Source organism: Butyrivibrio sp., assembly GCF_015056685.1.
Lineage (GTDB): Bacteria > Bacillota > Clostridia > Lachnospirales > Lachnospiraceae > Butyrivibrio.
This window is the reverse complement of sequence record NZ_SVFW01000009.1, coordinates 29,231-43,750: the sequence shown is the minus strand read 5'-3', so window position 1 is coordinate 43,750 and position 14,520 is coordinate 29,231. Positions and strand designations below refer to the sequence as shown.

General features: G+C 40.7%; 14 protein-coding genes and 1 pseudogene. 12 read left to right on the top strand and 3 right to left on the bottom strand.

The features are described from left to right. Positions 1-34 precede the first annotated feature (34 nt). The 9 genes from pyrE to E7303_RS04730 all read left to right on the top strand — a co-directional run bounded on the left by pyrE (position 35) and on the right by E7303_RS04730 (position 8,544). Complete coding sequence (gene pyrE / locus E7303_RS04770) at positions 35-712, top strand: orotate phosphoribosyltransferase (protein WP_292144085.1); 678 nt, start codon at positions 35-37, stop codon at positions 710-712. 35 nt (positions 713-747) lie between these two features. Further along, positions 748-900, top strand: coding sequence for a hypothetical protein (locus E7303_RS04765; RefSeq protein ID WP_022775412.1), 153 nt, complete (start codon positions 748-750; stop codon positions 898-900). Beyond that, entirely contained in the window at positions 872-1,267 is a 396-nt protein-coding gene (locus E7303_RS04760) for a DUF6142 family protein (protein WP_242973827.1), read from the top strand. Before E7303_RS04765 ends, E7303_RS04760 begins: the two co-directional genes overlap by 29 nt. A 3-nt stretch (positions 1,268-1,270) precedes the next feature. Next, complete coding sequence (locus E7303_RS04755; RefSeq protein WP_292144084.1) at positions 1,271-3,367, top strand: aminopeptidase; 2,097 nt, start codon at positions 1,271-1,273, stop codon at positions 3,365-3,367. 98 nt (positions 3,368-3,465) lie between these two features. Continuing rightward, positions 3,466-3,966: a 5-(carboxyamino)imidazole ribonucleotide mutase gene (gene purE / locus E7303_RS04750; protein ID WP_022775416.1), complete on the top strand. Its 501-nt coding sequence runs from the start codon at positions 3,466-3,468 to the stop codon at positions 3,964-3,966. 49 nt (positions 3,967-4,015) lie between these two features. Next, complete coding sequence (purM, locus tag E7303_RS04745; RefSeq protein ID WP_292144122.1) at positions 4,016-5,041, top strand: phosphoribosylformylglycinamidine cyclo-ligase; 1,026 nt, start codon at positions 4,016-4,018, stop codon at positions 5,039-5,041. Between the two features lie 25 nt (positions 5,042-5,066). Continuing rightward, positions 5,067-5,711 carry a phosphoribosylglycinamide formyltransferase gene (purN, locus tag E7303_RS04740; protein WP_292144083.1) on the top strand — a complete coding sequence of 215 codons (645 nt, stop codon included), beginning with the start codon at positions 5,067-5,069 and terminating at the stop codon, positions 5,709-5,711. Next, positions 5,708-6,991 carry a phosphoribosylamine--glycine ligase gene (gene purD / locus E7303_RS04735; RefSeq protein WP_292144082.1) on the top strand — a complete coding sequence of 428 codons (1,284 nt, stop codon included), beginning with the start codon at positions 5,708-5,710 and terminating at the stop codon, positions 6,989-6,991. Before purN ends, purD begins: the two co-directional genes overlap by 4 nt. After that, a complete protein-coding gene (locus E7303_RS04730) occupies positions 6,988-8,544 on the top strand; it encodes an SH3 domain-containing protein (protein WP_292144081.1) in 1,557 nt (518 codons plus the stop codon). The genes purD and E7303_RS04730 overlap by 4 nt, the downstream gene beginning before the upstream one ends. A gap of 79 nt (positions 8,545-8,623) precedes the next feature. Here the strand turns inward: E7303_RS04730 and E7303_RS04725 are convergent, their stop codons facing one another. Both E7303_RS04725 and E7303_RS04720 read right to left on the bottom strand, forming a co-directional pair. After that, entirely contained in the window at positions 8,624-9,505 is an 882-nt protein-coding gene (locus E7303_RS04725; protein ID WP_292144080.1) for an aldose 1-epimerase family protein, read from the bottom strand. A gap of 20 nt (positions 9,506-9,525) precedes the next feature. Continuing rightward, a complete protein-coding gene (locus E7303_RS04720) occupies positions 9,526-10,395 on the bottom strand; it encodes a helix-turn-helix domain-containing protein (protein ID WP_292144079.1) in 870 nt (289 codons plus the stop codon). A gap of 115 nt (positions 10,396-10,510) precedes the next feature. Between E7303_RS04720 and E7303_RS04715 the strand changes: the two genes are divergently transcribed. Beyond that, positions 10,511-11,887, top strand: coding sequence for an MATE family efflux transporter (locus E7303_RS04715; RefSeq protein ID WP_292144078.1), 1,377 nt, complete (start codon positions 10,511-10,513; stop codon positions 11,885-11,887). Here E7303_RS04715 and E7303_RS04710 read toward each other — a convergent pair. Next, on the bottom strand, positions 11,833-12,747 hold the full coding sequence (locus E7303_RS04710) for an AraC family transcriptional regulator (RefSeq protein ID WP_292144077.1): 915 nt from the start codon (positions 12,745-12,747) through the stop codon (positions 11,833-11,835). The two genes, E7303_RS04715 and E7303_RS04710, sit on opposite strands and share 55 nt — an antisense overlap. Positions 12,748-12,925: 178 nt before the next feature. Between E7303_RS04710 and uxuA the strand changes: the two genes are divergently transcribed. Both uxuA and E7303_RS04700 read left to right on the top strand, forming a co-directional pair. Next, entirely contained in the window at positions 12,926-14,002 is a 1,077-nt protein-coding gene (uxuA, locus tag E7303_RS04705; RefSeq protein WP_292144076.1) for a mannonate dehydratase, read from the top strand. Positions 14,003-14,221: 219 nt separating this feature from the next. Continuing rightward, a pseudogene (locus E7303_RS04700) lies at positions 14,222-14,520 on the top strand (mannitol dehydrogenase family protein); the annotation flags it as partial.

Below are 14,520 nucleotides of genomic sequence, written 5' to 3'. Positions count from 1 at the left end.
TAATCTTAAAATGTTGCTCAAAGGAGACCAGGGTATGGAAAGATACAAGGAAGAGTTCATAGAATTCATGGTTGACAGTAATGTTCTTAAGTTCGGAGAGTTCACTTTGAAAAGTGGACGTAAGTCACCATTCTTTATGAATGCCGGCGCTTATGTAACCGGATCTCAGCTTAAAAAGCTTGGTAACTACTATGCCAAAGCTATTCATGATACATTCGGACTTGAGTTCGATGTTCTTTTTGGACCTGCATATAAGGGTATTCCACTTGCTGTTGCCACAAGCATGGCAATCAGTGAACTTTATGGAAGAGAGATCAGATATTGTTCCAATAGAAAAGAAATCAAGGACCACGGCGATAAGGGAATTCTTTTAGGCTCTAAGCTTAGAGACGGAGACAGAGTTCTTATCATCGAGGACGTTACAACATCAGGAAAGTCAATTGAAGAGACTGTACCGATCATTCAGGAACAGGCAGATTGTGATATTGTTGGCCTTATGGTATCTCTTAACAGACAGGAGAAGGGTCAGGATTCTGACGCAAGTGCTCTTGATGAGATAAAAGAGAGATATGGTTTCAGCGCATCTTCTATTGTTAAGATGGATGATGTTGTAAGCTATCTGTACAACAGACCGATCGATGGTGAAGTTGTTATCACAAAAGATATCAAGAAAGCTATTGATGAGTATTATGCAGAGTACGGTGCAAAATAATCTTTGCAGCGTGCAGGCAATATGAGGAGGGTCAAATGGACGAACATACATATAAGGTACTTGGAGGTACAGGGGCACTTAATATAGCCTTTGGCATAATTTCCATTATTGCGGGGATTGCAGTCGGGGTGCTTCTTATCATAAGTGGAGCTAAGCTCCTTGGAAGCAGAAAGAGAGTTATTATTTAAGCATCAAATGGGTAAAAAGAGTTCTTTTCGATTAAAGATAAAAAAACTTGAACCGGTCAGAGACAGGTATATGTTTACAGATAATAGACATCCTGAAAAGGGGATAATGTCTACTGTTCTTGGTGTACTCTCTGTGACCGCGCTTTCTCTTTCGGTTTATTTTTCATATGTAAATGGTGGGCAGGCTATTATGAGATACGCCGCAGCGGCTTTTGTTGCGGCGATATTTTCATGTATAGGGCTGGTGCTTGGTATCAGATCCAGATTTGAAAAAGACATTTTTAAACTTTTTCCAAATCTTGGAATAGCACTAAACCTAGTAGCCTTCCTTTTTGTTGTGTTTATTTTAGTTTTGGGATTGGGATAAAGAATGAGTGAGGAACTTTACTACGAATTTACAACTGACAGCGAAATGATCGGTGAAAGATATCAGCTTGCAGTTTCAAGAATAAAAGAAATAAAAAATGAAAATCTGGGCAGACCGGAGTTTGACGAGTATTTCAGAACCGTTTCAGGCTTTATTGAGATGATGGATGATACGCTGAAATGGTCGATTGACGGAGGCCTTGAGAAAGACTCTATGGAAGAGCTTGGCAAAAGAAACAAAGCTCTTTACGAGGATATTCTCCCTGAGCATTATGACAGTTCTTTTGGAAATCCTGAGGTAGCTGTTCAAAAACTTGGAGAAGACTTTGGAAAGATATTATCAAGTCTTTACTTTGAGATCCGCTCAATGATTCCAAGCGCGTTTGAGCATAACCTGTTTGATATGGTCATAAGAGCCGAGCTGTTTTTGGAAGTATATGGAGCTTTTGCTTCTTCCTGTGAGGCAGGAAAGCTTCCTGAATATGAAGCTATCAGACAAATAATGTACTGGTTTTACAGCGATTATGCTGAGGAAGAAAGGTGCATAAGATTTGCACAGATGGTGGCTCCTGAGTCAGATTTTGCAAGAGACATCATTATGAAAAGTGATCTTACTGATCTTCGTTATTTGTATAAATTCGGAGAGTATATTACAGACAATGAGCTTAAGACTGCGGAGCATCTGAATACTCTTTCGCAGGAAGAAATTGATAAGCTTGCAACTACTTATACAGAAGGGTATCGCATAGGCTTTGCCATGACAGGCAAGGACATTACTATCAAGAAGACTGCGGCTATTGTTTATGAGCTTGGTTTTGAGAGAATAGTAAAAAAAGCTGTTTCCAATTTTAAAGAAATAGGTCTACAGTCCAGTATTTATAGGGCTAACATGTCAGTATTTACAATGCTTGGAAGTGCCAGAAGGTCAGGATATACAGGAGCAGTTCCCAATAAGCAGTTTGACTATGACCATAAAGATGACGATGCTCTTTATCTTGATGGAGCGCTTGTTACCAGAAGGCTTGAAGCCATGAGAGCTGCAGGTGAAAAGTATAAAAAGGAAGCTAAGGTTTTTGGAGGCCCGGCTGTTATCGAGACCTTCGGAGAAAAGCCCTTTGCACCTGTTCCTAAAAAGGATGCTGTTCACTACAGCGATACTCAGAAAAAGCTTTTAAGTGACTTCAAGATCCAGAACAGTCTTATTATGAACGAATACATAATAGGAAAGGAAAGAAGCTTTACCATCATTGCTTTCCCTGTTCCTGAAATTGGGCCAAATTTCCCGGAGATCTTCAATGAAGTTGTTAAGATAAATACACTTGATTATAAGCTGTATCAGAATATCCAACAGAAGATCATAGATGCGCTTGATGAAGCTGTTTACGTTGAAGTTAAGGGCATGAACGGCAACAGGACAGATATGAAGGTCATGCTTCATGAGTTAAAAGACAAGGCTCATGAAACCAACTTCGAAAATTGTGTTGCCGACGTCAATATCCCTGTTGGAGAGGTGTTTACATCGCCTGTTCTCAAGGGAACCAATGGAACGCTCCATGTATCGGGAGTTTATCTGGAGGGACTTTTCTTTAAGAATCTTGAGATCACTTTCGAAGATGGATGTATAAAAGATTATAATTGTTCAAACTTTGAATCCGATGAAGAAAACAAAAAGTATATTAGTGACAATATTCTTTTTAATCATAAGACTCTTCCCATTGGAGAGTTTGCCATCGGAACTAATACAACTGCATACCAAATCGCGAGGGACTATTCTATAGCGGATAAGTTACCAATCCTTATAGCTGAAAAGACGGGACCTCATTTTGCCGTTGGTGATACATGTTATTCCCATGAAGAAGACAATATCACTTACAACCCAGATGGAAAGAGCATTATAGCAAGAGATAACGAGATCTCTTTGAATAGAAAGACTGATCCGGATAAAGCTTACTTTAGCTGTCATACTGATATAACCATTCCATATGATGAACTTGGAGAAATCAGGGCAGTAAAAGAAAACGGAGAAGGAATCGTTATCATTTCGAACGGAGAATTCGTTCTTCCGGGTACTGAAGAGCTCAATATACCAATTAAGGGTTAAAGAGGAAAATGTAGCACAATATATTGTGTTATGTTATAGTAAACAAAAAAATATCATTTTGTTTACTGGATATATAAAAGACAAAATGGAGGATTTATATGGCACAAGTTGGAATTGTAATGGGTAGTGACTCAGACATGCCGGTAATGGCAAAAGCAGCAGATATTCTCGAAGAACTCGGAATATCTTATGAGATGCGTATCATCTCAGCGCACAGAGAACCTGATGAGTTCTTTGAGTATGCTAAGACTGCTGAAGAAAAGGGCTTTAAGGTAATCATTGCAGGAGCGGGAATGGCAGCACACCTTCCGGGTATGTGCGCAGCAATTTTTCCAATGCCTGTTATAGGAATACCTATGCATACAACTTCACTTGGAGGCCGTGATTCTCTATATAGCATTGTTCAGATGCCAACAGGGATCCCTGTAGCTACAGTTGCTATAAATGGCGGCGCTAACGCAGGAATACTTGCAGCCAAGATCTTGGCTACATCAGATACAGAACTTCTTAATAAATTGAAAGCATATACAGCTTCACTGAAGGACAGCGTTGTTAAAAAAGATGAGCATCTTCAGGAAGTCGGATACAAGAATTACTAATTTATTTTTACAGATAAAATTATAGAAAAAGAGGAGTTTTATTATGGCACTGGATTACAAGAAAGCTGGCGTTGACATCGAGGCAGGTTACAAGTCTGTGGAGCTTATGAAGGCTTACGTTAAGGAGACTATGAGACCTGAAGTACTTGGAGGACTTGGTGGGTTCTCGGGAGCATTTTCCTTAAAAGATATAAAGAACATGGAAGATCCGGTTCTTTTGTCAGGAACAGACGGAGTTGGTACCAAGATCAAACTTGCTTTTCTTTTAGATAAACATGACACAATCGGAATTGATGCAGTAGCAATGTGCGTTAACGACGTTGCCTGTGCAGGCGGCGAGCCACTGTTTTTCCTTGACTATATAGCTTGTGGCAAAAACATTCCTGAGAAGATCGCTGCAATTGTTAAGGGCGTTGCAGAAGGATGCAAACAGTCTGATGCAGCACTTATCGGTGGTGAGACAGCAGAGCACCCAGGACTTATGCCGGAAGATGAGTACGACGTAGCAGGATTTGCTGTTGGTGTTGTTGATTGTAAGGATATGATAGACGGAAGCAGCATCAAAGCCGGTGATACACTTATCGGCGTAGCTTCAAGCGGAGTACACAGCAACGGTTTTTCACTTGTTCGTAAGGTTTTTGATATGACAAAAGAAAGCCTTGATACATATTATGATGAACTCGGTGCAACTCTTGGAGAGACTTTATTAACTCCTACAAGAATCTATGTAAAGATGATGAAGTCCATCAAGAATGCCGGAGTTAAGGTCAAGGGCTGCAGCCATATTACAGGCGGCGGATTCTACGAGAATATTCCAAGAATGCTTCCTGAAGGCATAACAGCAGTTGTTAAAAAAGACAGCTATGACATTCCTCCTATTTTCACACTTATGCAGAAAAAGGGCGGAATTGAAGAACAGATGATGTACAACACATACAACATGGGACTTGGTATGGTACTTGCAGTTGATCCAAGCGATGTGGAAAAGACTCTTAAAGCTATTGAAGCTTCAGGAGATAAAGCTTGGGTTGTAGGCGAGACTAAGGCCGGCGAGAGAAAAGTTGAACTTGTATAACAAATAAGAGTGTGGTGGAGTACATATGAAAATTGCAGTCATGGTATCCGGAGGAGGTACCAATTTACAGGCAATCATCGACGGGATAGCTGAGGGAAAGATCACAAATACGGAAATTTGCCTTGTGTATAGCAACAACCCCAATGCTTATGCAATAGAAAGAGCAAAAAAAGCAGGTATTCCTTACGTTGTAAAGAGCCCTAAGGAGTTCGAAAACAGAGCGGAGTTTAATGAAGCTCTTTTGCAGATATTAAAGGATGCTGAGCCGGATCTTATTGTCCTTGCAGGCTGTCTTGTTGTTATTCCTGAGATTGTTGTAAAAGAGTTTAAGAACAGGATTATCAATATACATCCGTCACTTATTCCGTCTTTTTGTGGAACAGGATACTATGGACTTAAGGTTCATGAGAAGGTCCTTGAGAGAGGCGTAAAGGTTTCAGGCGCCACCGTTCATTTTGTGGATGAAGGAACAGATACAGGACCGATTATTTTGCAGAAGGCAGTTTATGTGAGAAATGATGATACTCCGCAGTCGCTGCAGAGACGCATAATGGAACAGGCTGAATGGAAGATAATGCCTCTTGCTATTGACCTTATTGCTAATAACAGGGTTAAGGTTGCAGACGGCAAAGTCATTATTGAAGGGTATGAGGAGAGTATTTTAGGATGAAGGTTTTGATTGTTGGTGGAGGCGGAAGAGAGCACGCTATAGCAGAAGCTGTTTCAAGAAGCTCTCAGGTTGATAAGATTTATTGTGCGCCTGGAAATGGCGGTATTGCGGAGCTCGCAGAGTGCGTTTCTATCACTCCAATGGAGTTTGACAAGCTTGTAGCTTTTGCTAAGGAAAAAGAGATCGATCTTACTGTTATCGGTATGGATGATCCTTTGGTTGGCGGTATTGTTGATGCTTTTGAGGCAGCAGGCTTAAGAGTATTTGGACCAAGGAAGAACGCAGCTATCCTTGAGGGAAGTAAGGCTTTTTCAAAAGACCTTATGAAGAAGTATGGTATCCCTACTGCTGCATATGAGACTTTTGACGACCCTCAAAAAGCTATTGAGTATCTTAAGAATGCGAAGTTTCCTATTGTTCTTAAAGCTGATGGCCTTGCACTCGGAAAGGGAGTTCTTATCTGCCAGAATTATGAAGAGGCAGAGGCTGGCGTAAAAGAGATCATGCAGGATAAGAAATTCGGAGATGCCGGAAATCACATGGTTATCGAAGAATTCATGACAGGAAGAGAGGTATCAGTCCTTTCATTTGTTGATGGAAAGACTTATAAGCTTATGTCATCTGCGCAGGATCATAAGAGAGCAGGAGATGGCGATACAGGTTTAAATACCGGTGGAATGGGCAATTTTTCTCCTAGTCCTTTCTATACAGAAGAGGTTGATAAATTTTGCCGTGAGCATATCTATGGCAAGACTGTAGAGGCTATGGCCAGCGAAGGAAGAGAGTTCAAGGGAGTTATTTTCTTTGGCCTTATGCTTACAGAGGATGGCCCAAAGGTTTTGGAGTACAATGCAAGATTTGGAGACCCTGAAGCTCAGGTGGTGCTTCCAAGACTTAAAACTGATATAATAGATGTGTTTAATGCATGTATTGATGGTAAACTTTCTGAAACAGACCTTGAATTTGAGGATAAAGCTGCAGTATGTGTTGTCCTTGCAAGCGAAGGTTATCCTGTCAGCTATGAGAAAGGAAAGCTTATCACCGGCCTTGAGAATTTCAAGGGTAAAGAAGGCTACTACTGCTTCCATGCAGGAACCAAAGCTACTTCAGAGGGGATAGTCACAAATGGTGGAAGAGTTCTTGGCATAACAGCTAAGGGCGATACACTTGCAGAGGCCCGTAAAAAGGCTTATGAGGCTACAGAATGGGTTAGCTTTGAAAACAAGTATATGCGTCATGATATTGGAAAGGCTATCGATGACGCGAAGGAGGTAAAATGAAAAACAATAAGGGAAAGAGAATTGGCAATGTACTACTTTCACTGATTGCTTGCGTGGTTATTTTTGCCGGAACTGGTCTTCAGGCTTTTGCCTATACTGAAACAACAGGTACAGTCAGCCAGGATAATGTAAAGGTAAGAGAATCAGCCAGTACTACAGCAACCCAGGTTTCAAGCTTAAAGATTGGGGACACAATTGAAATTGTAGATGAAGCAACAGATGCTTCAGGCTATGTTTGGTACAAGATCAGAGTCAACAAGAGTGAGTACGGATATGTAAGAAGTGATCTTGTTAAAAAGAATGGATCAACAGATAGCAGCACAGCTACAACAACAACTACATCCACAACAAGCCAGACAAATGCTGCAGCAGCATCACTTCCTGCAACAACAGTAACAGCTACAGATCAGAAGAGTGCTACAGCAGTTGATAACTGTAAAGTTCGTTCAGGTGCAGGCACAGGCTATGATCAGGTAGGAAACCTTACTAAGGGTGATACAGTTACTATTACAGGTGAGGCAACAGGCACAGATAGTAAGACATGGTATCAGATCACTTATGGAGACAGTGGCAAGACAGGTTTTGTAAGAAGTGATCTTGTAAATATTGTAGAGACTGCACCTGCTGAAACTGAGGTAACAACAGAAAATGCTGAAGGTGAGAACGCTGAAGTCGCTGAAGGCGCTGAAGGCGGCGAGGGAGAAACTACAGAAACTCCTGCTGAGACAGAGGCTCCTGCCGAAGAGACAACAACTCAGGTAGGCGATGGTTCTTTTGAACTTAAGTATGAAGATGATGTATGGTATCTCTATGACTATGAGAAAGGTCAGAGAGTACAGGTTAAACAGCTTATAGAAGTAGCTGAGTCAGTACCAACTCTTACAAAGCAGGCCAGCACATACAAGACCGTTATCATCGCTCTTGGCATTGCTATAGCAGTACTTGTTATCGCACTTATCATTCTTGCTCTTAAGCTTAGAGATTCCTTGTATTATGAGGATGAAGACGAAGATGAAGAGTATGATCGCTATTCATCAAGTGATAAGAGAAGAAGAGATGATGAAGAGGATGAGGATGCTCCTGTAGCCAGAAGAAGAGCAAGAGGTGACGAGGACGAAGAACCTGCTCGCAGATCATTTAGAAGAAATGTAGAAGACTCTTCAAGAAAAGAAAACGAAGGAAGAACAGTTCGTCCTTCAAGAGATGAAAGAGCTACAGATGAGAGAGCAGCAAGGGCTGACAGACCATCAAGAAGAAATTCTGATGATGAGAGAACAGTAAGACCTGAAAGAAATTCAGATGACAGAGCTGCCAGAAGAAATGCTGAAGATGACAGACAGGCAAGACGCTCAAGAAGAGATGATAGTGACGAGCGTACGGACAGAAGATCTGAGGAACGTGCATCAAGACGCATCCGTCAGGCACAGGAAGAGGCAGAAGACAGAGTCTCAAGAAGAGATGATGTTCAGGAGGAATCACCACGTCGCAGAGCAAAGAACTTTATCGGTGATGATGACGATTTCGAGTTTGAGTTCCTTGATCTTGATGATTGATCTTTTAGATTAGAAGAGTAGATAATAAAAAAGTCAGAAGACACGAAAATTGTCTTCTGACTTTTTTATATGATATAGATTAACTTATCTTAATTGTGTACTCAGTCTTTCTGGACTGCTTTGGACCAAGGTGCTGTTCACAGTATTTCTCAGGAAGCTCACCATCAAAGCCCTTGTTGTCGCAGCGTCCGATCCATGGCTCAAGACATACATATCTTGCTTCAACATTTTCCTTTGACCAAAGACCAAAACTTGGGAAGCCCTTGCAGTTCATTGTAATATAAGGCTTGCCGTCAGGAGTACAGAGGCTGATCTCATCTACCTGGTAATCATCGAAAATAAGCGCGTCCTTATCAAAAAGATGTGCATCGATATCAAGGTATCCATCCTTTAATTCAAGAGTGCTTGGATTTTCAAAGTCAACTTCTCTTGTTTCCTGGATTATAAGAGAATATTTTAAGCTATTTTTGGAAAACTTAACTTTATAATCAGTTCTCTTTTCATTATCGTAGATAGGGCAGTTAAATGCAGGATGACCGCCAATTGAGTAATACAGAGGCTCATTGTCTGATGGATTTTTTACTTCCCACTGAACTTTAATCGTATCGCCATCAAGAACATGAGTAATGACAAGCTCAAAATCAAAAGGGTATTTCTTTTTTGTTTCCTCATCTGATCTGAGGACGAAACTGATAGAGTTTTCAGTTTTTGTCAGAAGCTCAAAGTCCATATCTCTGGCAAAACCGTGGGAAGACATTGGATATTCTTTTCCCTTGTACTTAAATACTCCTTTATTTACATTACCAACAATTGGGAAAAGAACCGGTGCATGTCTGTTCCAGAATGCGGGATCTGCCTGCCAAAGCATTTCTCTGTTCCTTCTCTTGTCGAAAATGCTACTGAGTTCTGCTCCGTGAGTAGCTATGCCAATCTTTAATAAATCATTTTCAATGTATTCCATTTTCTTCACCTTTCTTAGGGTTATAGTTTTGTATTTTGTTTTCTGAAATGTAGAGGTGTCATGCCAAATTCTTTTTTGAAGCTGCTGGTCATGTTACCCGGATAGGAAAAACCGCATTCTAAGGATATTTCCATCACAGACTTATTGGTAGTCAGCAGCATGTTCTGTACATGTTTTAGCCTTGTGATGCACAGGTATTCTGTGAAATCGGATCCAAGCTGCCTGGCGAAAATACGTGAAAAGTATGAGACAGAGTAGCCAGAAATACGGGCGACTTCTTCTATCTTCAAAGGCTTCATGTAGTTTTTTTCTATATAATATACAGCTTCCATGATGGGCTCAGTAAGCTCACTCTCGTGGATTGTTGCCTTGCTGCTGTCAAAATGGCCTTTGTCATATACCTCGAGAAGAATATAGGTCAACAGGTTCTGGAGGCGGTATCTGGAAATTGAGCCTTCAGACATATCAAGCCCCTGTTCTTCAATCTCATTGTACAACTCATATATTTCTCTTGCCAAAGAGAAGATTTTTTCTCTGTCACCATCGGAAAAAGAAATTGGTGGATATCTGAATATTTTTTCCATAATTTGTGGACCGAGAGTATCTGTCATGTCTGCCACAAAATCCGGAGAAAACTTAATGAGAATGCTGACATATTCTGAATCAGAAGCAGGTATTGTTCTGTGATATATATAGGGGCGCATGGCTCCTATGTAACCTGCATGAAGCGTGAAATTCATTTTAGGAGTCAATATACGCCTGTCACCTTTGATCATAAAGCCAAGTGAATAGTGATCAGAAGCTACCTCCATTGAAGGCATTTCGTAATCAGATGAGATTTCTCTGTAGGCAACTGTTATCTGTTTTCCTTTTGGAAGTGGAAGAGCCATAGCCATTCTCCTAAGTTTCAATATACAATCCAATATGACATAAAAAGATTATTTTTGCAATGAATTCGGAAATTTCAGATAAGAAAATTATTATTTTAAGTACGATGATATTAATATGACAAATTCTGTATCTAAAAGAAAAAGTTCAAAGATAGATATGACTTCAGGAAGCATAATGAAAAATGTGCTTCTTTTTGCCGTGCCTATTGTAATTGGCAACATTCTGCAGCAGATGTATACGACAGTTGATACCCTTGTTGTAAGTAATTTTTGCGGAGACAGTGCGCTTGCTGCTGTTGGGACAAGCTCACAGCCAGTGGAAGTTTTGCTGTGTATTTTTCTGGGGATCGGAGCAGGAGTATCTATTTTGGTCTCCCAGAGTATTGGCGCAGGCAGGATGGACAGGGTAAAAGACTTATCTGCTACAGCCATTGTACTTGTTTATTTCAGCGGCATACCCATTGCTATAATTGGATGGATCCTGGCACCTGCAATCCTGCAGTTTATGCATGTACCGGCGGATGTATGGGATGAGGCTCTTATCTATACGAGGCTTGTTTTTCTGGGAGCATTGGGAAATATCGGCTATAACATGAATGCCGGAATCCTTAGAGGACTTGGCGATAGTGCAGCATCCCTGTGGTTTTTGATAGTTTCAGGAATTACCAATATAGTTTTTGATCTGGCTTTTGTTGCAGGTTTTGGATTTGGCGTTGCAGGAGCAGCTGCTGCCACGAGTATAGCCATGTTTTTATCCTGGAGCGTTAGTATAGTATATATCAGGAAAAAGTTTCAGGAGCTTGAATTTACTGTTTTTCCAAGAAGTTTTAATAGCCATGACTTAAAGGCTATTCTTACAATAGGACTTCCAATCGGTCTTAATAATTCATTGTTTTCATTTGGACATATGGCACTGCAGATATTGGTAAATGAGCAGGGGAGGCAGTTTATGGCCGGAGCTTCTGTGGCAGGAAGGATAACAGGACTCACTAATATAGCCATTACTGCTATGTCGTCAGCCGCGTCCACATTTGCGGGACAAAACTATGGAGCCGCAAATTATAGAAGATTAAGAGAAGGATATATAAAGATTCCTGCTGTTTCAGGACTTTTGACGCTTTCCTTCGGACTTATGGCGATTTCGTTCAGAATGCCTATCTTAAGATTCTTTTCACAGGATGAGATGGTTCTTTTGTATGCGGGAAGATACGTTGTGGTGATACTGCTGTCCCAGTGGTGCTATGCCGTATTTAACTGCATTTCCAATATTGTAAACGGACTTGGATATGTCAGATATACAACCCTCATTAACCTTATGATGTTATGGGCAGTGAGAATTCCCAGCGCTTATCTGATAAACAGGTATTTCGACGGAACATATATTATGGTCTGCTTCCCAATTTCTTTCCTTTTTGGAATGCTGTGCATGATAGGGTATTATGTCTTTTCACCTTCATGGAAAGAAGTTATGTCGAGGGCTGACAGATTCTGATACTCCTTGGGCGACATTCCATATTCCTTTTTAAAAGCCTTAAAAAAGCTGGAGTAGTCCCTAAAACCGAATTTCTCATAGGTGCCGGTGATACTGGCACCGCTTATTATAGCGTTTCGGCATTCTGCCAGACGCTTTTTTATTATGTACTGATGAAGTGAAATTCCAAGAGTGTCCTTGAATAAATGGGCAACGTAGTACTTGCTTACAAAAAACTGTCCTGCAATATCATCAAGTGAAAGGGTATCCTCAAGATTACTCTCAACGTATGAAAGGATATTCTGGAAAAGAGCCAGTTCATCATTGCCACTCTGGATATGATCGTCATCGTATACAATTCTGTTGATAGTAAGGATCAGGTCGCAGAGGCACAGATGGCTCATGGCGCCGCTTCCGTATCTGTCGCTGGATTTTTCCTCTAAAAGCCTCAAAAATTTGGACTCAACAAGGTGAAAAGAGGCCGGAGCCAGGTGATAAATATACTTGTGGAAAGCCTCAGCTTTTTGGATGAGGTACATATAATCAACTGATTCCTGCATCAGGGAATTGCAGCAATCCTTGCTGATCCAAAAGACAAAACGCTTGTAGTCCTTGTCTGACGTGTGCATAATGGCGTGATGTGATATTCCCGGTGGCACGACCATTAAATCCCCTGGGTACATATCGATGTGCTCTTTCTCTCCATCAGTTCTAAATATCTCCATGGTGACATCACCGTCCAGGAAAAGATAAAACTCATAGTAATCATGGGCATGGGGATTCAGTGTTTTAAAGTCCCTGTCCAGATAATAGAACACCTCAAAATCAGAGGAAATCATATACTGTCTTGAATTAAATGATGATCTGAGTTTATTTTTCATAGGTACATAATAACATGGATAACAATTTTTGCAATATAGGAAACAAGTTATTCTATTCTTTTTTTTCTTAAATGAAAGTATTGTGTATATATCAAGAAAGTCAATTCAGGTGATAATAAATCAGACATCGCCTGTGAACAAATTGGATATTAGATATACACCATAGGAGGAAAAGAATATGGAGATGACACTTCGCTGGTATGGCACAGATTATGATACTGTTAAGCTCTGGCAGATCAGACAGATCCCTGGAGTACATGGAGTTATCACAACTCTTTATAATAAGCAGGCAGGAGAGCTCTGGGAGCAGGATGAGATCAAGGCTCTTAAAAATGAAGTTGAGGCCGGTGGACTTAAGATTGCCGGAATCGAGTCAGTAAACGTATCTGATGCGATCAAAGCTGCAACAGCAGACAGAGACAAGCATATCGATAACTACATCAAGACACTTGAGAATCTTGGTAAAGAAGATATCCACATGGTATGTTACAACTTCATGCCTGTATTTGACTGGACAAGAACAGAACTTGCAAGAAAGAGAGCAGATGGCTCAACAGTTCTTGCTTATACACAGGAAGCAGTTGATGCAATTGATCCTGAGAAGATGTTTGAATCAATTTCAGGTGAGATGAACGGCACAGTTATGCCTGGCTGGGAACCTGAAAGAATGGCTAAGGTAAAAGAACTCTTTGAGCTTTACAAGGGAATCGATGAGGATAAGCTCTTTGAGAACATCGTTTATTTCCTTAAGGCTATCATGCCTGTATGTAATAAATACGACATTAAGATGGCTATTCATCCAGATGATCCAGCCTGGTCAGTATTCGGACTTCCAAGAATCATCAACAATGAAAAGAATATTTTAAAGCTCATGAAGGCTGTAGATGATGTACACAATGGTGTTACATTCTGCTCAGGTTCTTACGGCACAAGCCTTGAGAACGATCTTCCACACATGATCAGAGCTTTAGAGGGAAGAATCCATTTTGCACATGTTCGTAACCTTAAGTTTATTTCTCCTACAAACTTCGAGGAAGCAGCTCATCTTTCATCAGACGGAACATTTGATATGTATGAGATAGTTAAGGCACTTTATGAGACTGGCTTTGACGGACCTATCCGTCCTGACCACGGAAGAATGATCTGGGGTGAGGTTGCAATGCCTGGTTACGGCTTATACGACAGAGCACTTGGCGCAACATACATAAACGGCCTTTGGGAAGCAATTGAGAAGAGTCATCAACGAGGAGTTTGACGCAGTTAGTCAGTTAAATGAAATGTATATGCGCTTGGCTGACGTTCTCACTCCGTGAAAAACGCAGCGGTACATAAAGCTGCAAAAAACGCAGCTTAAGTACCGACGTTTTTCAAGGCAGCCAAGTCTGCATATGCATGTTCATTAACTGACAATATACAGTTTCGAAAAAATGGATTGTTGATGTTGCTGACTATACTATAAATGAGGAGAAAAACAATGAAATTATGTGATAGTAGTATAAAGAATGATTCAGTTTGGAAGGAAAAAGGCTTTGAACTTCCAAAATTTGATAGAGATGAGATGATAAAGAAGACAGTAGCTGAGCCTGAGTGGGTACACTTCGGGGCAGGCAACATCTTCAGAGCTTTTCAGGCAAATCTTGCTCAGAGAATGCTTGATGATGGAATGAATGACAAGGGACTTACAGTTGTTGAGGGATTTGATTATGAGATCGTAGAGAAAATGTACAGACCTCACGACAACCTTTCTATCCTTGTTACACTTAAAGCTGACGG